The sequence below is a fragment of the Rickettsia endosymbiont of Seladonia tumulorum genome, assembly GCF_964030815.1.
Classification (GTDB): Bacteria; Pseudomonadota; Alphaproteobacteria; order Rickettsiales; family Rickettsiaceae; genus Rickettsia.
This window is the reverse complement of the sequence record NZ_OZ034963.1, coordinates 485,992-510,000: the sequence shown is the minus strand read 5'-3', so window position 1 is coordinate 510,000 and position 24,009 is coordinate 485,992. Positions and strand designations below refer to the sequence as shown.

Here is a 24,009-nt window from a genome sequence, read left to right as displayed (position 1 = left end):
CCTGTCTCTCTATTTGCAATATCTAAAACACCGCAATGTTCTTCAACTATTCTTTTGACTATAGCAAGCCCTACTCCCATACCTTTACTTCTAGTGGTTACATAGCTTTCAGTAGCCTTACCTATTAGCTCAGGCGGGAACCCTCTGCCGTTATCTATGACTGCAATATTAATAAATTGCTCACTCGCATTTACATTAATTTTTATTGCTGCTTGATTACTTCCCTCTAATGATTCTTCAGCATTTTTAAGCAAATTTATCATCACTTGATTTATTTGAGTAGTATCACACGTAAAATTAAATTGATCGATATTAGTTTCAAAACTATAGGAAATATTATCATTAAGTAATTTACGTGCTTCTACAATATTATTAATTACATAAATCAAATCACAATTGGTAAATTTAGGTGCAGGAAGACGAGCAAAAAGAACAAATTCAGATACAATATTTTTAATATCATTAGTATGGCGAATAATCATTTTTAAATAATTCTCAAACTCTGCCCTTTCTTTAATTTCAGGACTAAATTTTTTAAGCAATCTTTCAGAAGCAAGCAAAATAGGTGTTAACGGATTTTTAATCTCATGTGCTACTTTTTTTGCTACATCCGACCAAGCTAATGCCCGTTGTGCTATCACTAAATCCCTTTGTTGGCGTGAAAGCTGCTTAATCATTCTATTAAATGCCGCATAAAGCGTTCCTATTTCGTCTTTATCTACTTCATTCTCTGGGACTTGCACTGTTAGATCACCGCTTTTTACTTTATCGGTTGCAATAACTAACTTCTTAATGGGATTTACTATTTTAGCAGTAACTATAACACCAAAACTTATCGCTATTAAAAGAAGTAATAAGGCTATAAAGATAAAAATAATTGAGAATTTTATTTGTATATTCCCTATCTGGTTTTTAAGACGATGATACTCTGCTGCCGCTCCATTAGTTGCATCTATATGATCAATAATTTTATTATCAATTGACCTACCAACTAGTAAATACACATCATTATATTCTTTTAACTTAATTAACATTCTTATTTTAGTTGGATCAGATTTTACTTCTACAGGCTCACACGAATCTGCCTTTTTAATTAGATGGGCAGGAATAGTTGCAAATGATAGAGAAAAACTTAAATAGCTATTAGCAATTATTGTATTAGTCGACTTATTTAACACTATTGCTTCATCAAGCGATCTCATTTCTGCTTCGGTGTTTAATGTTTTAGTAAATAAAGCGGGATTATGAATTAAATCGTAATACATATCACTTAAATCCTCAGCAACAGCAAGTGCTGTCTCTCGTAACAGCACTTTATGTTCAGCAATATAAGAATCAGCAACCATTATAGATTGATCAAGTACAACAGAAATTTTTCGATCAAACCAAGCCTGAATACTAAGGTTTAAAAAATAAGCAGAAGATATTGAAACGATTATAGTGGGAATAGCAGCAGCTAGACTAAATGCAACTACTATACGATTTTGTAACTTAGAAGTATTTTGATCGCTATTTTTAAAGAAAAAACTTTGGAAAAATCTGCGAGTTAATAATATGCCAAGGATTAAGAAAATTATTAAATCAATTAGTAAAAACCAAATCACTTTACTAGAATTAACTGCACCATTTTTTGTGCCGATAGATATTGTGTAATAAGTGAAATAAGAGAAAATAATAGCTATTGCGACTAAAATACCTATAAATCTTTTACTATAGAGATATTTAAATAAAAATATTTTTAATTTCGGCATCTTGCTATCTTAAAATCTTAATTCGTTTGTTATTTTAACGTGTTGCATGGCTCGTAAATCGTCATTGCGAGCGACCAAAGGAAGCGTGGCAATCTCATGAAGTAGAACTCCTAAGATTGCCACGTCGAGGCTTCGCCTCTTCCTCGCAATGACGACTATCCATCCACGCAAGCAAGTCTCACGCAGGAATAACATTGACTATAATAACAAAAAAAGCTAGAAATACCACTATTTCTAGCTTTTATGCTTTCTAATAAATGAAGATGGTAATTTAATTAAATTCAAGCAGCATCTGACCTTTGACCACATTATCCTTTTCACTTACGAAAATTTTAGCTATTTTCCCGTCACGTTCGGCTAAGATGATATTTTCCATTTTCATAGCGGTTAAGATCATAATTTCCTGCCCTATTGTTACTTCTTGTCCTTCTTTCACTTTAATTGATGCAATTTGACCGTTAAGAGGAGCTTGCAGTTCAGAATTTTCTTCTGTTACTACTTTCGAAACCATTAACCCTTCAAGTTCTGAAATACGAGGAGAACGAACGAAGGCTTTTACGCTAATACCAGCATGTGATAGTAAATAACCAGTTCTGATATTTTCAATTTTAATATTTGTCTTTTTGCCATTAATTATAGCTACAAAAAGCTCATTACCTAAATTCCAGTTACTACGAATATATATTCGGTCACTTTCATGGCGTATATTATAGCCATTTTCAACAGGCGTAATTAGAACGGGGAATAATTTATCGTCAATCGTTACCACCCATCTAGTACCGATTTTATTAGCTTGGTTATTGATATTTCCAGAAATTAAAGAAGCACGTCTTTGCTCAGATATATAAATAAAAATAGCGGTTGCTAAAAATACTCCCGTTACTTCTGAGGTTAGACTTGCACCAGAAAATCCATCTGGATATTCTTCTTGAATAAAAGCAGTAGAAATATCACCGCTAACAAAACGAGGATGAAGCATCACTGCTTCTAAGAAACTAATATTATGAGAAATACCATTAATAATATAAGAGCTTAAGGCAGAACGCATTACCTCAATTGCCTGCTCTCTTGTTTCGCCGTAAGTACATAATTTTGCGATCATCGAATCATAGAACATGCTAACTTCACCGCCAAGTCCAATACCGGTATCTATACGAATATTTGGACTTTTTACAGGTTCAGAATACGCCGTAATCCTACCACTAGAAGGCAGGAAACCACGACTTGGATTTTCTGCACAAATTCGTGACTCAAACGCCCAACCTTTTAATTTTACATCATCTTGCGTAAATGATAATTTTTTACCGGCAGCAATTTTTATCATTTCTTCAACGATATCTATACCAGTTATTAATTCAGTAACAGGGTGTTCTACCTGCAATCTCGTATTCATTTCTAAGAAATAGAAATTTTTCTCACTATCTACTATAAACTCAACAGTACCTGCTGAATAATATCCTACCTTTTTGGATAAAGATATTACTTGCCTATACATTTCTTGCCTTATTTCTTCGGTAATGAATGAGCTTGGTGCCTCTTCAATTACTTTTTGATGGTGACGCTGTATTGAACACTCACGTTCCCCAAGACATACGCTATTGCCATACTGATCAGCAAGCAATTGAATTTCGATATGACGAGGTCTTTGGATCAATTTTTCAATAAACAACCTATCATCACTAAAACTATTACCGGCTTCAAGCTTTGCAGATTCAAAAGCATTTGCCATTTCAGAAGGGTTATTTACCACTCTCATACCACGCCCGCCACCACCGGCAGCCGCTTTTACAATGACCGGAAAACCTATTTCTTTTGCAATATCTATTGCTTGCTTAACATCATTTATAGTTCCCATATAGCCAGGAACAGTACTAACTCCTGCTTCTATTGCTATCTTTTTTGCTTCAATTTTATCGCCCATTTTCTTTATAGTAGCAGCATTAGGACCTATTAAAACTACTCCCTCTCTTTTAAGAACATTGGCAAAATTAGGGTTTTCAGATAAAAAGCCATAGCCAGGATGTACGGCATTTGCACCGCTTTCACGAATTGCGGAAACAAGATTTTTAATAGATAGATAGCTTTCGGTTGCCGGTGAATCACCTATATAATAAGCTTCATCTGCATGCTGAACATACATTGAGTTTGTATCGGCTTCAGAATATACAGCAACCGACCCTATCCCCATTTTTTTTAAAGTACGGATTATTCTAACAGCAATTTCGCTACGATTAGCGATTAAAATTTTATCAAATAAAGGTTTAGTCATAGTTTTTTGTTTATATTATTATGAACTTTAATAATGTCATTCTTTCATAGGGTTGGCGTTATTGCGTAGAACATATGTCATTCCCGCTTAAGGCTTGCCCCACGTGGATCGAAAAGCACCCTCGGTGTCAAGCCACGGGATGACATCAAATGCGTCTTACCTACGCAAGGATGACAGCTATAACGGCAAATTATCATGTTTCTTCCAAGGCAATTCTACCTTTTTAGTACGTAAGAAATTTAGGGCTTTACATATTCGCCATCTTGTATTTTGTGGTCTTATTATATCATCTAAATAGCCTCTAGATGCTGCAACAAAAGGTGATGTTACTACTTTTTTATATTCATCGATTTTTTGTTTTTTAGCCTCTGGATCTTTGCATTCTTCTCTAAATATTATTTCAGCTGCTCCCTCTGCTCCCATAACTGCGATTTCGGAATTAAACCAAGCATAATTTATATCACCTCTAAGATGTTTAGAGTTCATCACTATATAAGCTCCGCCATAAGCTTTACGAGTAATTACAGTAATCTTAGGGACTGTTGCTTCAGCATAAGCATATAAAAGTTTAGCACCGTGCTTGATAATACCATCATGCTCTTGAGAAGTACCTGGCAAAAACCCTGGCACGTCAACAAGACTTACTATAGGAATATTGAAAGCATCACAAAATCTAATGAATCTTGCTGCCTTTCTTGAAGCATTAATATCTAAACACCCCGCTAAATGCAATGGTTGATTCGCAACAAACCCTACTGGATATCCTTCCATATAGCCAAAACCAATGATGATATTCTTAGCAAAATCCGGTTGTAATTCAAAAAACTCTCCTTCATCTACAATACGTTCGACAAGTTCTTTCATATCATAAGGTTTATTGGGAGTATTAGGGATTAGAGTACTTAGAGACATATCAACCCTATCAGCAGGGTCAACAGTAGGACGAATAGGAAGAGGACTACGATTAGATGATGGCAGAAAATTAAAGAACCTACGAATTTCCAACAATGCCTCTATGTCATTATTAAATGCAAGATCAGCCACACCGCTTTTGGTAGTGTGCATACGTGCACCACCAAGTTTCTCTTGGCTTACTTCCTCACCAGTAACGGTTTTTACTACATCAGGACCGGTTACAAACATATAGGAACTATTTTTAACCATGAATATAAAATCGGTTAAAGCAGGCGAATAAACAGCACCGCCCGCACAAGGACCCATAATTAAGGTAATCTGAGGAATAACACCTGATGCTAAAACATTACGCTGGAATAGCTCACCATATCCAGCAAGAGCATCCACACCCTCCTGAATTCTTGCACCACCTGAATCATTAATGCCGATTACGGGAGCACCAGTTGCTATAGCTTGATCTAGAATATCGCAGATCTTTTTAGCATGATACTCACCAAGTGAACCGCCAAGCACTGTAAAATCTTGGCTATAAATAAAAACTAATCTACCATTTATTGTGCCATGACCCGTTACAACACCATCACCTAAAAACTTCTTATCATCCATCCCAAAATTTTCACATCTATGAGCTACAAACATTCCTGTTTCGGTGAAACTATTAGGATCTAATAATACCTCTATTCGCTCACGTGCTGTTAACTTACCTTTCTTATACTGGGTATTAATTCTATCTTCACCACCCCCTTGCCTCGCAATATTTTTTTTTTCGTCAAGTAACTCCGCAGAGATTATATTACTTTGATTCATAGATATTTATAATTTTATTTTTCAAAATATCCGTAGTATAATATAATAATGTTAGCGTGAAAAGATAATTATTTATGTCATCTACCAAAGATAGCAAAGAACAAACTAGAAAAACTAAAATAAAGCCTAATTTTAGCAATTTATCATCTGCTCTAAAAAAGAATTTACAGAGACGAAAAAAAGCTAAGGAAGAAAAACCTAACAATTAAATATTTTAAAAAGGTAAAATATGAATTTATATACATTAATGATTAAAATTGGTAATTTTTTCTCTTTATTTATTCCTGAACAAAATATAGAAAAATCTAGTAATGATATTCCGGCTAATAGAGAAGCCACCCGTGATTATTATGAAGATTTAGGCAACCCTTATTAAAAGGACTAAATATAATTTAAGTTGACGCTATCTCAAGCTTAAAGTAATAATAAAAAACAAATATTATTGAAGAAAATATAAATTATATTACTATTCGAAATCAAACCTTATCTGAACTACAAGAAAAGATAAAAAATTATACAGATTCTAAAGGAAAGAAAATTTCTTTGGCGGATGAATTAATAAAATCAAGACTTCTAGAAGCTGAGAATGAATAATATAATTTATGTCATCTACCAAAGATAGCAAAGAACAAACTAGAAAAAGATGAAAAGATGTAACTTCTTATAAAAATATTTCAGAAGTTAAGATTTCTTTACCGTTAGCAAATAATTTAGCTTGTAATATATTAAAATAAAGTATAATAATGCACGGCAAATTACTAATGAGGAGGAAACGAATATGATTATAACGCATGAAATAATAAATAGAATAGCAACACAACAAGTTACAAAAGATGATGTCGTAACACTAAAAAGTGCTTTTGGTAACGATATCCCTGGACGCAAAGCTTTTCTTGCCGTATTAGATGAAATTTTAACAGATCAGGATTTACATGCATTAAACTCCGCAGTAATGAAGCATGCTAACATTTTAAGTGACGCACCGAATCTTTTATGTAGGACGCAAGAAGAGAAAGTTTTTGCTGACTTACTAGTAATGGAAGCTAAACGTAGTGGTATGCAAATAAAATTTGACAATAATAATAACGCACAACCTCTAAAGCCTCAAGACATTCCTGACGCTATTTTAGCTCATTATAATACATTACAAAAACATTTCTATAATGATACTAAGGTAAGAGAGAATAATAAATCTAATTATGATATCAATAGTTTAGTATCTCAAAGCATAAACTTTCTTTTATATCCTTCTCTTTTAAGAGCTACAAAAACTTACCAAGATTGGAGCGATGAGACTAAAATGAGTACTGAAATAGCATTGCAAGATATGAAAGGTCAGTATATTAAGCAGTTAAGTGACTCTAATATTGCACAACATGCAATCAATCATAAACAAGTAAAATTCAACTCAGACCCACAAAAAAATATATCTTCAGATGATAAAGTTAATAATATTATTACTATTTACGGTAATAATTTAGGTATAACTACAGAAAAAATAGTATTAAGTGCCATAGAACAATATGAAAATAACAACAAATTAAATTTAGATAATTCAACTAAAACAAACGTAACGAAAATATTAACCGATCAACTAAACGATAGTTTACTCAATAAGCTAGAGAAGAATTTTTATCCGACGTTAGTTATAAATAGCAAAAAAATAGTAGATATAATTACTAAAGGATTGGAAAAAATTAAAATAAATAAGCTTAATATATTTAGCAAATTCAAAAATTTTAATGAAGAAAATTTATTGACAATAATTAACAAAGTACCAGAAAAAATAGGAATCGCTAAAAATAAATCTAATATAAATAGAAAGCCACAAATATCACCAGTAATTAAAGGCGATGTAGATGAAATTTTGAATAAATTGTCTAAAATGCCAAATTTATCAGAAAAAGAAAAAATGTTATTACAAAAACCTAATATAACAAATAAACCAAAATCACGAAAAAGCCATACAATTTGACAATAATTCAAACCTAGGGTAATGATTAAAATCATGTATCCTATGTCATCCCGTGGACAAGCCACGGGATGACACATCGGACGCATTTTCCTAACTACAAAACCTCGCCAACCTTACGCAGGAATTAGAAGCAAAACTAATAAACTACTATATACTATGGATTCAAATAAATTATATCTCTTTAAGGATAGGCGATTCTTACCGAATTTTATAGTACAATTATGTGGTTGTCTTAACGATAACATCTTGAAAAATGCTCTTGTAATTCTAATTACTTATGGAGTTGTTGGTTCTCTAAGCAAATATAATAACTTACTTGTTTTAGTTACCAATGCTATTTTTGTCTTACCTTTTATAATATTTGCAAGTATAGCCGGGCAAATCGCTGATAAATATGAACGCTCTACCCTAATTAAAATAATAAAAGCTTGCGAGATTGCTATAATTGCTTTTGCTATTTACGGCTTTCATCATAATAATATTATAGTACTGCTCTGCTCTATTTGCCTAATGGGTATTCATTCCACTTTCTTTGGTCCAATTAAATATAGCGTTCTTCCTGATCATTTGAGTAAAGAGGAATTGCTTGGAGCTAACGGCTTTGTTGAAGCCGGAACTTTCATTGCCATTTTTATTGGTACTATAATCGGCAGTTATTACACAATCAGTAATAATTTCATAATTTATTCCTTAATTACAATTGCAGCTATTGGCTTTATTTCAAGCCTTACTACACCAAAATCAAATAACGCAAATCGTGATATTAAGATAAATTTTAATATCATAAACGAAAGCCTAAATATGATAAGATATGCTCAAACCAAAAAGCAAATATACTTAGCAATACTAGGCATTTCATGGTTTTGGTTTATTGGAGCTGCTATAATTTCTCAGATACCTTTGCTTGCTAAAATAACGTTTAAAGCTGATGAGAATGTTGCTAATTTATTTTTAGCGGTTTTCTCGCTTGGCGTTGGTGTCGGCTCATTTTTATGTAGTAAAATATTTGAAGATGAAATCACTGTTAAATACCTCTTTATTTCAGCACTTGGCATTAGTATTTTTGGCATCGATTTATTTTTTGCTAGTAGAATTAGTGCAGTTGCTTATGAACCAGCTCAACTAAAAAGTATCTTTGTATTTTTATCAAAAAGGCATAATTGGCGAATAGTTATTGATCTATTCTTTTTAGCAGCAATTGGTGGATTATATATTGTGCCTCTTTTTGCTATATTACAGCATTACGCAAATCCCGCTCACCGCAGCCGTATTATTGCCGTAAATAACCTAATTAATTCTATCTTTATGGTGGGATCAACTATTATCCTATCATTATTATTTTATTTAAATTTTACGATACCTTGGATAATATTATTTATCAGCCTATCTAATATCATCGTTACTATCTATATTTATCGCCTAATCCCTGAAGTTAAAATTATTCCTTACCCTGTCTTGCGTAGAATATTCCAATTTTGGTTTGATTTAATGTATAAGGTTGAAGTTAAAGGACTTGAGAACTTACAGAAAGCAGGTAGCAAAGTAGTAGTAATTGCCAATCATATTTCATATCTCGATCCACCTTTAATTGCAACCTATCTAAAAGAGGAAATGACCTTTGCAATAAGCCCTGATATACGCAAAATATGGTGGATTAGACCATTCTTGCGTATGGCTAATACTTTGCCTGTTGATCCAAACAACCCAATGGCAATTAAGACCTTAGTAAAAGAAGTACAAAATGACCGAAAAATAGCTATTTTTCCGGAGGGCAGAATAAGTGTTACCGGCTCTTTAATGAAGATTTATGAGGGTCCTGGGATGATTGCCGATAAAGCAAATGCAACTATTTTACCGGTTAGAATAGATGGCACACAATTTACTCATTTCTCAAAGCTACAAAATATATTAAAGAGAAAAATATTTCCTAAAATTACTGTTACTGTTCTACCGCCAGTAAAATTTGCTGATATTGGTGCTACATCCGGTCAAGAAAGACGCCAATATATAGCAAGAACTCTATATGATATCATGGCTGATATGATGTTTGAGAGTTCAGACTATAAGAATACTTTATTTGCATCGCTGATAGAAGCTGCCAAAATTCATGGGTTTAAGAAAAGAATAGTTAATGATTTTGAAAATAACAAAGCTACTTATCGTGATTTAATACTCAAATCTTTTATTCTTGGTGATTTAATCAAAAGAAATAATATTTTTGGCAAGCATCTAGGTTTAATGCTACCTAACACGACAAATACCCTAATTACCTTTTATGCCATGCAATTTAGCGGGTTTGTTCCAGCTATAATTAATTGGAGCAGCGGGATAAATACTATTATTAACTCATGTAAAACTGCACAGCTAAAAGTAATTTATACCTCAAAGCAATTTATAGAAAAAGCAGAGCTACACGAATTAATAACTAATTTATTAGATTTTGGTATTAAAGTAATATATTTAGAAGATTTTAAAAACCAAATCAATCTAGCTCTAAAATTAAAAGCCTCAATGGGCATCCGTTTTTCTAAAACTTATTATAAGTATTTTTGTCGTAATCGTGATGATGAAAAGCCAGCAGTAATAATTTTTACTTCAGGCACTGAAGGGGAGCCTAAAGCTGTAATGTTATCTCATAGAAATCTGCAAGCTAATAGATATCAAGCAACTGCTAAAATACCTTTTAGCCCTGACGATATAGTATTTAACTCACTGCCATTATTCCACTGCTTTGGGCTTGGCGGAGCGATTATTACAACTTTAAACGGCATTAAGCTATTTTTATACCCCTCACCTTTAAATTACCGCAGCATACCAGAAATGATATATGATGTTGGAGCAACCATATTAATTTCAACTGATACATTTTTAAATGGCTATGCCAATTATGCTCATCCATATGATTTTTATTCATTGCGTTATATATTTGCAGGTAGTGAAAAACTAAAAGAAACTACCAGACAATTTTGGCTTAATAAATATGGCATACGTATTTTTGAAGGATATGGTATAACGGAAAGCTCACCTATCATTGCTTGCAATACTCCTATGCATAGTAAAGCTGGTACTGTTGGGAGGTTGTTGTCAAAGATTGAATATAAACTTGAAAAAGTTGAAGGGATAGATGAAGGTGGACGTTTACTAATTCGTGGTCCTAACGTCATGCTTGGTTATTTAGACGAAAATGGTAACTATATTTATAAAGAATGGCACGATACGGGTGATATAGTTAAGATCGATGGAGAAGGCTACATAACCATTTTAGGACGTTTAAAAAGATTTGCTAAAATAGCTGGCGAGATGATTTCGCTTACAAAAGTCGAGGAGCTTGCAAGTGAGATTGATCCTAGCTCCTTGCATGCTGCAATTTCTACACAAGATGAAACGCAAGGGGAAAAGATTATTTTATTTACTACCAGTACTATTATAAATAGAGAAAATTTTACAAATAACGTACGCAAAGCACAAGTTTCTTTACTCTATATACCGAAAATAGTTATTACTTTACCTGAGATACCGCTACTTGCAAATGGTAAGGTTAATTACTTAGAAATGATAAGAAATTTGGATAAGTATACCAATGAATAATACTTTGCCATCGTGAATAAATTGTCGTATCATTGCAAACGACCGAAAGTCGTAGGGAATTACAAAAATAATAAAAAATACTAATTTATAGCATTTTTTTTACTGAATTGCGTACGTACAATTACTTCGTAATTTCTTAAGCTCAAAAAGAAAAATACATGTACACGCTTAAATCCATATCGATAAAATAAAATGACAAAGCTAGTTAGAGATTTAGTTCCGCAAGCCATCTTAAAATCAGGCAGAATACCGATTACCTATATTGCAGAATCATATGAATATAAAAAACTATTGAAAAATAAACTACTAGAGGAAATAGAAGAATTTGAACGTATCGAAGAAATTGCCGACATATTAGAAGTGCTTGAAACAATTTGTAATATTAATAACTATAAACTAAAAGATATACTAAACAAAAAAAGAAATCTAACGGTGGCTTTAGTGATATAGTAGTTTTAGAAAAGATACTAAACTAACTTACTATATTTATCATCTAAACCGTACTTTCTCCCTTTATTAGAAGAATCTACTATTTTCAAAAACCCCTGATCTACCCAATCGGCACAAAGCTTAGCACTTGTTCGAGGTTTAAAACCAAAAACTTTACCAATTTGACTACTAGTTACAACTTCAAATTGCTTAAAAAGCTCTAAAACTTTTCTCTGTTTAGGATCAAGCTTTCTAAGTAATGCACTCATGTCAGGAAGCTCTTTATTACTTACCTCTTGCATTTGATTAAGTACTTTTTCAAAAGATATAGCCATACCATTTATAAAATACTCTACCCAGCCTGTTATATCTGCTTCAGCATGCCCCATATAGTAATTATGATGTCCTATGCTAATAGCCTCATAATAAGCTCCTAGGTTTTTAGCATAGTACTCTTCAAGAGAATACAAGCCTTTAAGATCGTAACCTCCTAAATGAAGTATTAAGGTTGTAAGTAGTCTTGCAGTTCTACCGTTACCGTCATAATAAGGGTGTATAGTTGCAAATTGATAATGAGCTATTGCTGCAATAACAGGAAAAGGCAGCTCATTATTATTAATCCATAATACCATATTGTGCATAAGATTTTTTACGTCTTTTGCTTCCGGAGGCATATAAATAATTTTTTTTGTCCCGCTATCTTTAATGACATTTTGTCCATCACGATATTTTGTAGGCTTAACATTAGTTTTGCCATTAGACATAACTAAAGCATGAATAATTTGTATTATACTCTCTGTAATTTTTATATTTTGGGCTACCCATTTTTCTACTTGCATTAAAGCTGCATAGTAACCTTTAACTTCATGCTCATCTCGTTCTCTTCCTGGAAAATGCTCTTGATGTTGAACTATGTTTTTAATCTGATCTGCATCAAGCCTATTCCCCTCAATCATAGTAGAATAATGTGTAGTATAAAGACGTGCAGTTTCTCTTAAAGAACTAAGAACAGTAGGATTTAATGGCAAATGCAGTATTTCAGCTTTAACAGCTTCAATACGCATTAATGAGTTCATAACTTGAGGAGTTATTTTATAGTTTGGTTTAAATTTTAGATTTATCTGCATAATAACGGCATTTTATCTGCATAGTTCATTATTACATTATGCAGATAAAGTACAGATAAATCAAATATTTATTTCTCTAAAACCTTTAGCCCCTCTTTCAAACCATGTTTTATAAATGTAATTTTAGCTTGTTTACCATCAGCCGTTATAAACTCTAAATAATTATCATTTGATAAAATCATTTCAATATCATCTTGTGTAATAGTAGCTATAGCTTGGCAACTATTTATCGTACAATTTATATATATTCCTGGTGCAATATTTTTCTCGCCACTATTAATAGCTGTGCCGGCAGGAATTTGAACATTTGGCGGTAGTACTTTAATTAGCTTTAATTCTTTTTTACTTTGATCACTATTGAAATAACCAATATGGTACATTGCTAATATTTCTGTCTCTTTATCTTTTTCGGTATTATTAATTTGTTGTGATAAAAAGCAAATTTGTTTTTGTTCATTATTAAGATTACAATTTAAATTCCAAGCTCCATATTTTTTAGGTGCTGTTGATGCATTAACATTTTCCACCCTAAATAATACAAAAACCCCAGCTATTACAAATAACCCGCTACAAACAAATATAATTTTCTTTATGTAATTTTTCATTTTACTTTTAACCTTTTTAAAATATTTTCTTTCCCTAAAATTTCAGCAATTTCAAATATGCTAGGTGAGCCAACCATACCCGTAATTAAAGCTCTCACAGGCTTCATAACTTCATTTAGCTTTAAACTATTTTCTGTTGCTATTTTCTTAAATTCAGACTGTACTGATTCTTTATCAAACTGCTCAAGTTTTTCTAGGCTTTCTACAACATTGCTAAGCAAATTTTTATCGCAATTTTCTATAATTTCCTTTGCATCATTTTCATAAGCAATAGGAGTATCTATTAAATAAATTTTTGCAAGATTTGCTAAATCTAGTAAGGTTTCGCTTCTAACTAATAAACCTTGTAGACCACATTTTATATAATTTACTTCCTGCTCGCTGACCTTATAATTTCGATTTAATATCTCTAAAATTTTAGTAATTAAACTATCTTCATCAAGCATTCTTAAATAATGGCTATTTAAACTATTCATTTTAGTAAAATCAAGTTTTGCAGGTGATTTACCAAGTGAATCTAGGTTAAACCATTCGATAGCTTGATCTATCTGGATAATCTCATCATCCCCATGACTCCAACCAAGACGCAATAGATAATTACATAAGCTTTCCGGCAAATACCCCATATCCTTATAAGCTTCAACACCTAAAGCCCCATGCCTTTTAGACAATTTAGCACCATCTGCTCCATGAATTAGCGGTATATGAGTCATGCTTGGAACGTGGTAACCAAAAGCGTTATATATAGCGATTTGCCTTGCAGCATTCGTTAAATGATCATCACCTCTAATAATATGAGTTATGCCCATATCGTGATCATCGACCACCACGGCTAACATGTAAGTAGCAGTGCCATCACTACGCAGCAGTACCATATCATCAATGTGAGAGTTCTCAATTACTACGTCACCCTGCAAAGTATCATTAATTGTTATACTGCCTGTGCGAGGAGTTTTTAAACGTATAACTGGCTTTATATCTTTGGGGTAAGTATCAGGAGTTTTATCTCGCCACCTACTATTAAAAATAAAATGCTGCTTATTTTCTAGAGCTTCTTGTCTTTGCTTTTCTATTTCTTCCTGAGGCGTAAAACAATAATATGCCTTACCCTCTGCAAGCAACTTTAATGCTGCTTCCTTATAAAGATCATTGCGTTTAGATTGGAATACAACTTCATCATCCCAATTAAGCCCTAGCCATTTCAGTCCTGAAAATATGGCTTCTACCGCTGCTTCTGTTGATCTTTCTTTATCAGTATCTTCAATACGTAATAGAAATTTGCCGTTATTATGCTTAGCAAATAAATAATTGAATAAAGCCGTTCTTGCTGAACCTATATGTAAAAACCCCGTCGGTGACGGAGCAAATCTAGTAATCACGTTGTTAGTCATTTTTTTATACATAGATGTCATTGCGAGAAGAAACTATAAGTTTTGTACGCGTGCAATCTAGGGATGTTTAATGAGATTGCTTAGTCGCTACGCTCCTCGCAATGACGGGTTATCATTTTTCTTCAAATACATAAAATAATTTACGTCTATATCATCGTCACTTAATACCCATTTGTCTTCTGCCATGTTATACACCAAGCCTTTTATTTCCTCAATTTCTATATTGGTATTTTCTAGCATCTCATAAATTTCAGATGGTTTTAGAAACTTACTATAATCATGGGTATTTTTCGGCACCCATCCAAGTATATACTCAGCTGCTATTATCCCAAGTAAATAAGCTTTTTTGGTGCGGTTAATCGTAGAAATTATAGCCATACCTTTTGGCTTAATACGCTTTACCAAATTAAGCATAAATTCTTGAACATTTTCCACATGCTCGATAACTTCAAGGCAAATCACTACATCATATTGCTTATCGTTTTCTAATTCTTCTATAGTGCTTTTTAAATAATTTACCTTAATATTATTTTCCGTCGCATAAGCCAAAGCAGTATCGATATTACTTTGCAAAGCATCAATAGCCGTAACCTTAAAACCTTGCATTGCAAGATTAGTAGCAATTAAACCGCCACCACAACCTACATCTAATATTTCCAAATCAGAAATATCGTTGTAATGCGATTTTATCTTCTCTATTATATAGTTAAGGCGAATAGGATTTATGCTGTGTAAAATACCGAACTCCCCATCCTTATTCCACCAACTATGAGAGATTTTCTCAAATTTTTCTAATTCGTTTTTATTAACTGAAGACATAGCTATAATATACTTATATGGTACTAATAATACTAGCCCTAATTTTAATTAGCTGCATATTTGCTCCCATTGGCTGCATAGCATTATGGAAAAGATACGTTTACTTTGGCGATGGGCTTGCTCATAGTAGCTTTCTTGCAGTCAGCATTAGTATTATCACTCATTTTCCGTTAATATATTCAGGATTAATTGTTGCAATTCTTTTTTCAATTTTTGTATTTATCTTCCAAAATAATTCTGAAAAAAATGCAGTTATTAATTTAATTTCTAGCTCTATGCTGGCTATTGCTTTAATTATTAATTATTTTTCTTCTGCTCAAAACAATATAGTAAATTTACTGTTTGGCGATATTTTATCTGTAGCTTTTGATGATTTAATTGTGCTAGCAATAATGCTTATAGCTATTATATGCTTTATTGCATATTTTTATAATAAAATTCTTCTTATAATTATTAACAGAGATATTGCCGTAATTAAAGGCGTAAAAGTTAATATTATAGAACTACTATTTTTACTTATTTTATCTATCTCAGTATTTTCTGCAATTAAAATAGTTGGGGTTCTTATGGTGACAGCTGTGTTACTTATTCCTGCTATGATTGCAAGATTTATGGTAGGCAGCCCTGCTATGATGATTATAATATCAATTTTTATTTCGCTATTTATTAATTTCTGTGCTGCTACTGCCTCTTTTTATTTTGATCTACCTCTAACACCATTAGTTATAATAATTGGCTCGTTGATTTATGGGGGGGTGTATTTCTCTGTCATTGCGAGGAAAAATTGGAATTATTAAGTGGCTCTTATATCATTCCGACGTAAGGCTTACTTGCGTAAATACCAAGTCGTCATTGCGAGGAAAAGCTGCAAGCTTTGACGAAGCAATCCAGTTTAAAATACCGATAAATTAGTATTTTTTATTATTTTTTCTGGATTGCCATGCTCATTTCATTCGCTCGCAATGACGTTACACATAATAAAAAAGGCAAGCTATTTAACAATAACTTGCCTTTCATTTTATTTGAAACTAATTAGAAATTATAATCTTCGTACATTCTTTTACGAGCAAACTTTCTTTTTCTTCGTACAGCTTCTTGTGCTTTACGAACACGCTTTACTGACTTCGGTTCGTAGTAACGCTGTTCTTTCATCTTACGAAAATAAAGCTCTCTTTGTAGCTTTTTCTTAAAATTCTTAAGCGTATTATTACAATTACCGGCGTGAACATTTACTAGTATCACTAAAATTACTCTCCTTAAAATAAATATATATTGGTAACAAGCTATATTATCTATATAATAAGTTATAATGTCAAGGTTAAAAATATGAATATTCAAGAAGAACACTACACAAAGAAAATAAGCTTCATGCAATCATTGCTAGAATTATTACCATTTAATGAATGGAATGACAAAATAATTAATGAAGCAGAAGAAAAATGTGGCTTTGCTAAGGTCTATAGTTTAATACTTTTTCCAGATGGATTAGCCGAAATAATAAAATTTTTTGAAAGCTATCTAGATAATATTACGTTAGAAAGTTTAAATGAGCAGAAAGTACCAAATAAAATTAGAGAAAAAATATCCTTAGCAGTAAAAACTAGAATTAAAGCTGTGTTACCTATTATTCATAGCAAGAATGCTGCATATTTCGCATTAAATCCTGTTCAAGGTACAGAAGTTGCATTCCACAGCTGTGATATTATTTGGCAATATGCTGGTGATAAATCGATTGATTATAATTATTATACTAAACGAGGCTTACTACTTTCAGTTTATGTATCATCTATTCTTTTTTATATTCAAGATGACTCAGAAAATTATATTAATACCGATAAATTTATTGATAGTTCTGTAGAAAATATTGTGCAAGCTTTCACGCAAATGAAAAAACTACTCGATCCTTCAAATATTCCAATAGTTAGGATGTTTACATAGAGGATATAATGAGAATTTATTTTATAACTATTATAGCTATATTACTAACAAGCTGCACTTTACCATACAATCCATTAACCTCCAATATCATACTACGGCTTGTACCTTAGGTATCCTTTAGATACGAATTGCAACATAAAACCCTGCTACAACGCCACCATGTGGGGACATTGCCCGCATGGATCAGCTTTTCCGTCATTGCGAGCGAATAAAATGAGCGTGGCAATCCAGAAAAAATAATAAAAAATGCTATAAGTCAGCATTTTTTAGCTGGATTGCGTATGTACAATTACTTCGTAATTTCCTTAGCTCAGACGGAAAAACCGATCCATGTAACAAAGCCGGACAAGCACTTAGATGAGAGGAACGGAAATGATCCTCCCAACAATTATAATTACATTAAGCTTTAAAGTAATAAAATTTTATTTCATTATCTTTAAAAGCATCTCTTTTATTTTTGAAACCCTTTTTTAATGAGCCAGAAGAAAAGTTACTTGTACCAGCTTGTGCAATATCAGGACCTTCTAATTTTATCTTTTCTATATCTTTACTACTTGGAATAACAACTGCAATATGCCCTGCTCTTTTTGGGTTAGCATTCTTATATACCGATACAACAAAATGTCCTTGGTTAGCAAATTTTTGTGCTTGAACAAAACTATCATCACGATTTGCAGTCTTAATATAACTCCATCCATTTTTTACCCCTTCTGTTTCAAGCCATTCAGCTTGTTTATTTGACAAAGCAGGTATAAACTCCTTATCACCCTCAGGGTGAGGAAGTAGTGACTTATTCGGAAGACCTAATGCCTTAGAGGCAGCATATGCAAAACAACTACAATGTGATAAACGCTTTAACTTGGGAGAGTCGTATTTTTCTGTTTCTTCTAATAAAGTTTCACCTGTCCTACAGTTTATTACGCTACCTTTCTGCCATTTTCTTTCAACATTTAAGGAGTTAATTATCTCTAGATTCTTTTTGGCAGTTTCCGACATATTTTCAGCTTGTGCAGTAATATTAATACCAAGCAAACAAACTATAATTAGCTTAAAAATTTTATGCATTTTCTTTCTCTTATTAATTATGAAACTCTATATACAATATCTAAAATAGTAATTCAACTATTAATTGTAATTATTTTTATATTTTATTGTTTTTTAAGAAATGGAATTATAACATATATTCTTAATAAATGAAAAGTCAGTGGAGGAAGTTTTATTTGGAAAGATTGGGTATAAATCATTAACCTGAAGTGTTTCTTGACAAACTATAAGCTTTTATATATGCTTCTTTAGGATTTAGCACCCGTAGCTCAATTGGATAGAGTATATGACTACGGATCATAAGGTTAGGGGTTCGACTCCTCTCGGGTGCGCCACTCTTCAGTTTTTGCTATCTGTACGAACGTATTGAACGGCGAACGCAAGGTATAATCAAGGTTTTGAGGTTTTAGCGTCAGGTTAGCAAATTTACTTCTTACTTTTATTTGAACACCTAATTATGCTGAATAAGGTATATCTCCAGTAAGCTTATATTCACTATCATCAACAGTATATATATGTATTTTATCAGATGTATTATTACTTAGTTCAATTTCAGGTTCTATAATTACTCTAGCATGCGGTTCTAAAATTATCTCGGATACATTTTCTTTCATACGCTGATGTATTCTAAGCTTATCATTTATTTTAACTTTGACTTTATATTTTATAGGTTCATCATCGCTTGTGTGTTGCATAATAAATTCTTTTAAATAGATTAGAAAATTAAAAATGTACTAATATATAAACATATAGAATAAATCAATCTAAAATTTAATAATAATTTTTTCTATTTTGCACTGCTATAGTAGAAATAAGTGCCAGAATTATACTTACTACAAAGAAAATACCTAATATTAAAGGAGATTGATATTTCTGTAATAAATAGGAAACTATGATTGGAATAAAGCTTGCTACTGAATAAGCACTATTATAAATTAACGCTGTAGCCGTATAACGCATTTTAGTAGCAAATAAACGTGATAATATAGGCATATAACTAGTAAAAATTCACTTGAAGAACAGAATCTTTAACTTAATTATTCAATTCTAACGCCTAATCTTTTAAATATTGAAATATTAAATTTGATCCTATTTTCTTCTTCTATTTCTAATTTTGGCAATAACTTTGATTCATATGGATCATTAACATCTAATAATTTAGAAGAGCATTCAAAATGCACCCCCGAAAGAATAGCTATTCCTTTATCGCACTTAATTTCCACGATCGCCGGTAGATAATTATTATCTTTTTCAATATGATAATATGCTAATACATTTACATCTTTATAAGAATCAGCATTATAAAAGTATCCTCCTCCATTATAATAAACACTTATATTAGTGAAGTCATTATCATCAGGCATGTTTACTTTGAGTAGTGCCGCTCTAGCTCCACTATTTGTTTTATAGTCATATTTAGCAAGAATAGGACCGACAGATTTATCAGGGAAAAATGCTAACTCCCTTTCACCCAGAATCTCTAATGCACCATTTTTATCAAACTCAACAAAATTAGAACCATAATATGCTCCTGCACAAAATCCTAAATAACTTCCACCATTTTCTACATATTCTTTAATAATTTTATTTCCCTCACCATTAAGTTTTTTAGTATAAGGTATATCTGCACCACCAGGTATTACTAATAAAACAGCATTTTTAGCCCACTCTTTAGCTAAAATATCTTGTGCATTTATAAAACTAATTTTATAAGCAGTAGCGATTTTTGCTAAGGTATCAAGAACATACTTTATGGAATTTTCACCCGCCCCCTCATCATTATATATGTATATAATATTTGGCGTATATTCTGTATTATTTAAAACCGTTTGTTATTGCTGCCTCGTGGCTTCTGGTTCTAACATAACTCATCATATTTATAGATACGACTTATAAAATATAAAATTCTGTCCAATAATTCAATTTGAATAAAATTTATACTTACTATATTTGCATCCTAATAAAAATCCTTTTTAATATTAAAGTTAATATAGTTAAAATATGTTGTTATAATTATAGATAGAAATTATTACTCATTATTAAAACTCTCTATTATTTCCTTTTATTCCTTATTAATCCTTATATTTCTCAAATTATACTTAGATTATTAATTTATATCTTTAGTTAAATTTCTATTGCATTCTTAAATCTTCTTATCTAGATTCTTTCCATAGCTCATTTTTAACAAAATATTAAAAATTATAGAATTTGATAGAGGATGTAATTCATGTTTACCCAATTAATAGAAGCAATAAATAAATATTATAATCCACTAAATAAAATAGAGGAAATAGAAAATCTAATCTCTCAAATGAGTGCTGCGGAATTAGATAAAGTTGATGGTAATAAATGTACGGCATTGCATTTAGCAGTTATTAGAGGGCAAGAAAAAAATTGTGAATTATTAATATCTAAAATGTCTGATGAAGCTATTAATGCTGTTGATAAAGACGGTTATACAGCTCTGCATTTAGCAGTTATTAGAGGGTAAGAAAAAAATTGCGAACCATTACTATCCAAAATGTCTAAAGAAGCTATTAATGCTGTTGATGAATACGGTTATACAGCTTTGCATTACGTAGCTAGTAATGGAAATGAAAAAATTTGCAAATTATTACTATCCAACATGTCTAAAGAAGCTATTAATTCTATTGATGATGCAGGTCATACAGCTCTACATTTTGCAGCTAGTAATGGAAATGAAAAAATCTGTGCATTACTCATAAAAGAAAATTCTGGTTTAATAGATGTAGCTGATAAAAACGGCAATACAGCTATACACTTTGCAGCTAGTAACGGAAATGAAAAAATTTATGAATTACTAAATATAAATCCCAAAGTAATCAATCATTTTGATAAAAGAGGCAATACAATTCTGCATTTTGCAGCTGTTAATGGAAATGAAAAAATTTCTGAATTAATTTTAGGTGAAAATTCTGGACTAATTGATATCACTAATAATGATGGTCATACAATTTTATATTCAATAGCTAGTGGGGGAGGACAGCACACTAAGTATACTAAACAATTGAGAGCTAAACCAGGAATAATGCTCCCTAATATATTGAAAATTGTTGATAATAAGGGTTATTGTCTAATTTTCCAAAATAGAGCTAATAATAAACTAGAAGAAGTTTATAAATTACTTATAGAAAAAAAACCTGAACTTCTTAATACTATTGATAAAGATGGTAATACAGCTTTACATTTAGCAATTATTCATAAACAAGAAAAAACCTGTGAATTGCTCATAAAAGAAAACTCTAAACTAGTTGATACTATTACTAAAAATGGCTATACAACTCTGCATTGGGCAGTTAACAGTGGAAATGAAAAAATTTGTAATCTACTGATAGAACAAAAACCTGAACTTCTTGATATTACTGATAAAAATGGCAACACTGTACTACATTTAGCAGCCACCCAAAGAAATGAGGAAATTTGTAATTTACTAATAGAGAAAAATCCTAAGTTTCTTGAGGTTATAGATAATAATAGCTATACAGAGCTACTTTACGCAGCCAGAAATGGAATTGTAAAAGCTTACGAGTTACTAATAAAAGCAAATCCTAACTTTCTTGATAATATTGATGATAAAGGTTATACAGAACTACATTATGCAGCTCAAAATGGAAATTTTGAGATTTTTAAATTAATTATAAATAGAAAACCTGAATTACTTAAAACTGTTGATAAACAGGACAATACTGTCTTACATTTAGCAGCTAATAGTGGACAAACAAAAATTTGCGAACTACTTATAAACGAGAATCTTCAAATAACTAAGTCCGTGAATAAAGGAGGTCGTACCGCTCTGCATTTGGCAGCTAGTTTCTATAATGCTCGGGTAAATAACATAGATTTTGAAATTTGTAAATTATTGACGGATAAAGATCCTGATCTAGTTAATATTGTTGATAATCAAGGTAATACGGCTCTACATTATGCAGTTAAAGGAACAGATAGAAAAGAGAAAGTTTGTAGATTACTTATAGAAAAAAATCCTCAAATATTGGATATAAAGGACTATCGTGGTAATACTGTCTTACATAAAGCAGTTATTTCTGGAGACGGGATAATTTGTGAATTACTTATAAAAGAACATCCTCAATTAATTAATATAAAGAATATATGGGGTAGTACGGTTCTACATTATGCAGTTAAAAGAGGACTATTTATGTATGATTTAATAATAAAAGAAAATCCTGAACTAATTTTTGTTACTGACAATAATGGTCGTACAATTTTGCATTATGCTACTGAAAAACCAAATGAAGAACTATGTGAACTCCTAATAAAAAATAATCATCAATTAATTAATATAGTGGACAATGAGGGTAATACGGTTTTACACAAAGCAGCTTCTCGAGGACATATGAAGAGTTGTGAATTGCTTATATCCAAAATGACTTATCAGCTTATTAATCAAGTTAACAAACATGGCTATACAACTCTGCATTGTGCAGCTATCGGCGAACAAGAAAAAATTTGTGAATTACTTATAAAAGAGCATCCTCAACTAATTGATGTCATTGATAATAATGGTAAAACAGCGTTGGATATAGCAAAATCAAGAAATTGCAATAAAATTGTCGAACTTATAACTACAAAATTAACTCAAATACAACAAGAAAAACAACAAGCTGAGTTATTAACTAAGCAGCAAGCAAAACTAGAGGCACAAAAAGCTGAGCTACTAGCAATACAGAAAGCAGAACAAGAAGAATTACAATTTAAAGAATTACTATCAACGATAAGAGAAAATAATCTAGAAGAAGCAGAGAAATTGGCTAAGGATATAAGCGGGCATATACTCAATAATGTTGATGAGAACTCTAATACCGCATTACATTTAGCAATAGAACAAGGTTTAACTGAAGTAGCAAGAATATTAATAATTAAAATGTCTTTTGAAGCTATTAATAAAATTAATAATAATGACCAGACAGCATTAATGCAAGCGGCTAGCAAAGGTTTAAAAGAAATAAGTAAATTATTAATGACCCAAGCAAGTAGGGAAGAAATATCTAAAGCGAAAATTCTATTAGAGGAGTATGACAAACAGCACGCTACATTTGAAGAGAGATTGGTTACATTTCAAGAGATAGTATTCAAAGTAATTTCTCAACTAAATAATAACAATAATATTAGCGAACAAGATAAAGGAAAATTACAAGAAAGAATAAATGAGATAGCAAAAGCGGTAAATACTTTTACAAACAAAGATGACATAAATGCTATGATTATAAATATGGAAAACTCTGCAAAGGGTGAAATTACTATAGAAAGCATTGAAATTTTATAAAGATATTTAAACCACATAATAGAACAGCAGATTTTATTAAATGATA

General features: G+C 31.6%; 21 protein-coding genes and 1 tRNA gene (1 of these 22 only partly in view). 10 read left to right on the top strand and 12 right to left on the bottom strand.

The window, feature by feature from the left end; translation table 11 throughout:
* From AAHF54_RS02430 to AAHF54_RS02420, 3 genes are all read right to left on the bottom strand, one after another.
* A protein-coding gene (locus AAHF54_RS02430) for a PAS domain-containing sensor histidine kinase (RefSeq protein WP_341788999.1) crosses the window boundary here: on the bottom strand, positions 1 to 1,751 show its 5' portion. It extends 82 nt beyond the left edge of the window; 1,751 of the gene's 1,833 nt are visible here — the first part of the coding sequence; the start codon lies at positions 1,749 to 1,751; its stop codon lies off the left edge, out of view.
* A 271-nt stretch (positions 1,752 to 2,022) separates the two neighbouring features.
* Entirely contained in the window at positions 2,023 to 4,020 is a 1,998-nt protein-coding gene (locus AAHF54_RS02425; protein ID WP_045798767.1) for an acetyl/propionyl/methylcrotonyl-CoA carboxylase subunit alpha, read from the bottom strand.
* Between the two features lie 177 nt (positions 4,021 to 4,197).
* Positions 4,198 to 5,742 carry an acyl-CoA carboxylase subunit beta gene (locus tag AAHF54_RS02420; protein WP_341788998.1) on the bottom strand — a complete coding sequence of 515 codons (1,545 nt, stop codon included), beginning with the start codon at positions 5,740 to 5,742 and terminating at the stop codon, positions 4,198 to 4,200.
* A 74-nt stretch (positions 5,743 to 5,816) separates the two neighbouring features.
* Here AAHF54_RS02420 and AAHF54_RS02415 point away from each other — a divergent pair, with 74 nt between their 5' ends.
* From AAHF54_RS02415 to AAHF54_RS02395, 5 genes are all read left to right on the top strand, one after another.
* Positions 5,817 to 5,951: a hypothetical protein gene (locus tag AAHF54_RS02415; RefSeq protein ID WP_341788997.1), complete on the top strand. Its 135-nt coding sequence runs from the start codon at positions 5,817 to 5,819 to the stop codon at positions 5,949 to 5,951.
* Positions 5,952 to 5,971: 20 nt separating this feature from the next.
* Entirely contained in the window at positions 5,972 to 6,118 is a 147-nt protein-coding gene (locus tag AAHF54_RS02410) for a hypothetical protein (RefSeq protein ID WP_012152024.1), read from the top strand.
* 402 nt (positions 6,119 to 6,520) lie between these two features.
* Positions 6,521 to 7,717: a DUF5410 family protein gene (locus tag AAHF54_RS02405; protein WP_342170157.1), complete on the top strand. Its 1,197-nt coding sequence runs from the start codon at positions 6,521 to 6,523 to the stop codon at positions 7,715 to 7,717.
* A 156-nt stretch (positions 7,718 to 7,873) separates the two neighbouring features.
* Complete coding sequence (locus tag AAHF54_RS02400; protein ID WP_341788995.1) at positions 7,874 to 11,305, top strand: acyl-[ACP]--phospholipid O-acyltransferase; 3,432 nt, start codon at positions 7,874 to 7,876, stop codon at positions 11,303 to 11,305.
* Positions 11,306 to 11,497: 192 nt separating this feature from the next.
* Entirely contained in the window at positions 11,498 to 11,755 is a 258-nt protein-coding gene (locus tag AAHF54_RS02395) for a hypothetical protein (RefSeq protein WP_342170252.1), read from the top strand.
* A 17-nt stretch (positions 11,756 to 11,772) separates the two neighbouring features.
* Here AAHF54_RS02395 and AAHF54_RS02390 read toward each other — a convergent pair whose 3' ends face one another.
* The 4 genes from AAHF54_RS02390 to ubiG all read right to left on the bottom strand — a co-directional run bounded on the left by AAHF54_RS02390 (position 11,773) and on the right by ubiG (position 15,676).
* Positions 11,773 to 12,861: a Fic family protein gene (locus AAHF54_RS02390; protein ID WP_342170156.1), complete on the bottom strand. Its 1,089-nt coding sequence runs from the start codon at positions 12,859 to 12,861 to the stop codon at positions 11,773 to 11,775.
* Between the two features lie 68 nt (positions 12,862 to 12,929).
* Entirely contained in the window at positions 12,930 to 13,466 is a 537-nt protein-coding gene (locus AAHF54_RS02385) for an invasion associated locus B family protein (RefSeq protein ID WP_341794421.1), read from the bottom strand.
* Positions 13,463 to 14,857: a glutamate--tRNA ligase gene (gene gltX, locus AAHF54_RS02380; RefSeq protein WP_342170155.1), complete on the bottom strand. Its 1,395-nt coding sequence runs from the start codon at positions 14,855 to 14,857 to the stop codon at positions 13,463 to 13,465. Before gltX ends, AAHF54_RS02385 begins: the two co-directional genes overlap by 4 nt.
* 87 nt (positions 14,858 to 14,944) lie before the next feature.
* Entirely contained in the window at positions 14,945 to 15,676 is a 732-nt protein-coding gene (ubiG, locus tag AAHF54_RS02375; RefSeq protein WP_342170154.1) for a bifunctional 2-polyprenyl-6-hydroxyphenol methylase/3-demethylubiquinol 3-O-methyltransferase UbiG, read from the bottom strand.
* Positions 15,677 to 15,693: 17 nt separating this feature from the next.
* On the opposite strand from ubiG, the gene AAHF54_RS02370 reads away from it, so the two are divergent.
* Entirely contained in the window at positions 15,694 to 16,473 is a 780-nt protein-coding gene (locus tag AAHF54_RS02370) for a metal ABC transporter permease (RefSeq protein ID WP_342170152.1), read from the top strand.
* Positions 16,474 to 16,708: 235 nt separating this feature from the next.
* Here AAHF54_RS02370 and rpsU read toward each other — a convergent pair whose 3' ends face one another.
* Complete coding sequence (gene rpsU / locus AAHF54_RS02365; RefSeq protein WP_341788989.1) at positions 16,709 to 16,918, bottom strand: 30S ribosomal protein S21; 210 nt, start codon at positions 16,916 to 16,918, stop codon at positions 16,709 to 16,711.
* Between the two features lie 84 nt (positions 16,919 to 17,002).
* On the opposite strand from rpsU, the gene AAHF54_RS02360 reads away from it, so the two are divergent.
* Positions 17,003 to 17,614, top strand: coding sequence for a COQ9 family protein (locus tag AAHF54_RS02360; RefSeq protein WP_342170151.1), 612 nt, complete (start codon positions 17,003 to 17,005; stop codon positions 17,612 to 17,614).
* Positions 17,615 to 18,013: 399 nt separating this feature from the next.
* Here the strand turns inward: AAHF54_RS02360 and AAHF54_RS02355 are convergent, their stop codons facing one another.
* Positions 18,014 to 18,679, bottom strand: a complete 666-nt coding sequence (locus AAHF54_RS02355) for a hypothetical protein (protein ID WP_342170150.1) — start codon at positions 18,677 to 18,679, stop codon at positions 18,014 to 18,016.
* Between the two features lie 237 nt (positions 18,680 to 18,916).
* Here AAHF54_RS02355 and AAHF54_RS02350 point away from each other — a divergent pair.
* Positions 18,917 to 18,993: transfer RNA gene (locus tag AAHF54_RS02350), tRNA-Arg, on the top strand.
* A 120-nt stretch (positions 18,994 to 19,113) separates the two neighbouring features.
* On the opposite strand, the gene AAHF54_RS02345 is transcribed toward AAHF54_RS02350, so the two are convergent.
* The 3 genes from AAHF54_RS02345 to AAHF54_RS02335 all read right to left on the bottom strand — a co-directional run bounded on the left by AAHF54_RS02345 (position 19,114) and on the right by AAHF54_RS02335 (position 20,412).
* The gene (locus AAHF54_RS02345) at positions 19,114 to 19,353 is read right to left on the bottom strand and encodes a hypothetical protein (protein ID WP_341788986.1); all 240 of its coding nucleotides are present in this window, start codon (positions 19,351 to 19,353) and stop codon (positions 19,114 to 19,116) included.
* A 76-nt stretch (positions 19,354 to 19,429) separates the two neighbouring features.
* Complete coding sequence (locus tag AAHF54_RS02340; RefSeq protein ID WP_341788985.1) at positions 19,430 to 19,651, bottom strand: hypothetical protein; 222 nt, start codon at positions 19,649 to 19,651, stop codon at positions 19,430 to 19,432.
* A gap of 44 nt (positions 19,652 to 19,695) precedes the next feature.
* Complete coding sequence (locus AAHF54_RS02335) at positions 19,696 to 20,412, bottom strand: BPL-N domain-containing protein (protein WP_342170231.1); 717 nt, start codon at positions 20,410 to 20,412, stop codon at positions 19,696 to 19,698.
* 473 nt (positions 20,413 to 20,885) lie between these two features.
* Here AAHF54_RS02335 and AAHF54_RS02330 point away from each other — a divergent pair, with 473 nt between their 5' ends.
* Entirely contained in the window at positions 20,886 to 21,149 is a 264-nt protein-coding gene (locus AAHF54_RS02330; RefSeq protein ID WP_342170149.1) for an ankyrin repeat domain-containing protein, read from the top strand.
* Between the two features lie 30 nt (positions 21,150 to 21,179).
* The gene (locus AAHF54_RS02325) at positions 21,180 to 23,963 is read left to right on the top strand and encodes an ankyrin repeat domain-containing protein (RefSeq protein ID WP_342170148.1); all 2,784 of its coding nucleotides are present in this window, start codon (positions 21,180 to 21,182) and stop codon (positions 23,961 to 23,963) included.
* The last annotated feature ends 46 nt before the right edge of the window (positions 23,964 to 24,009 follow it).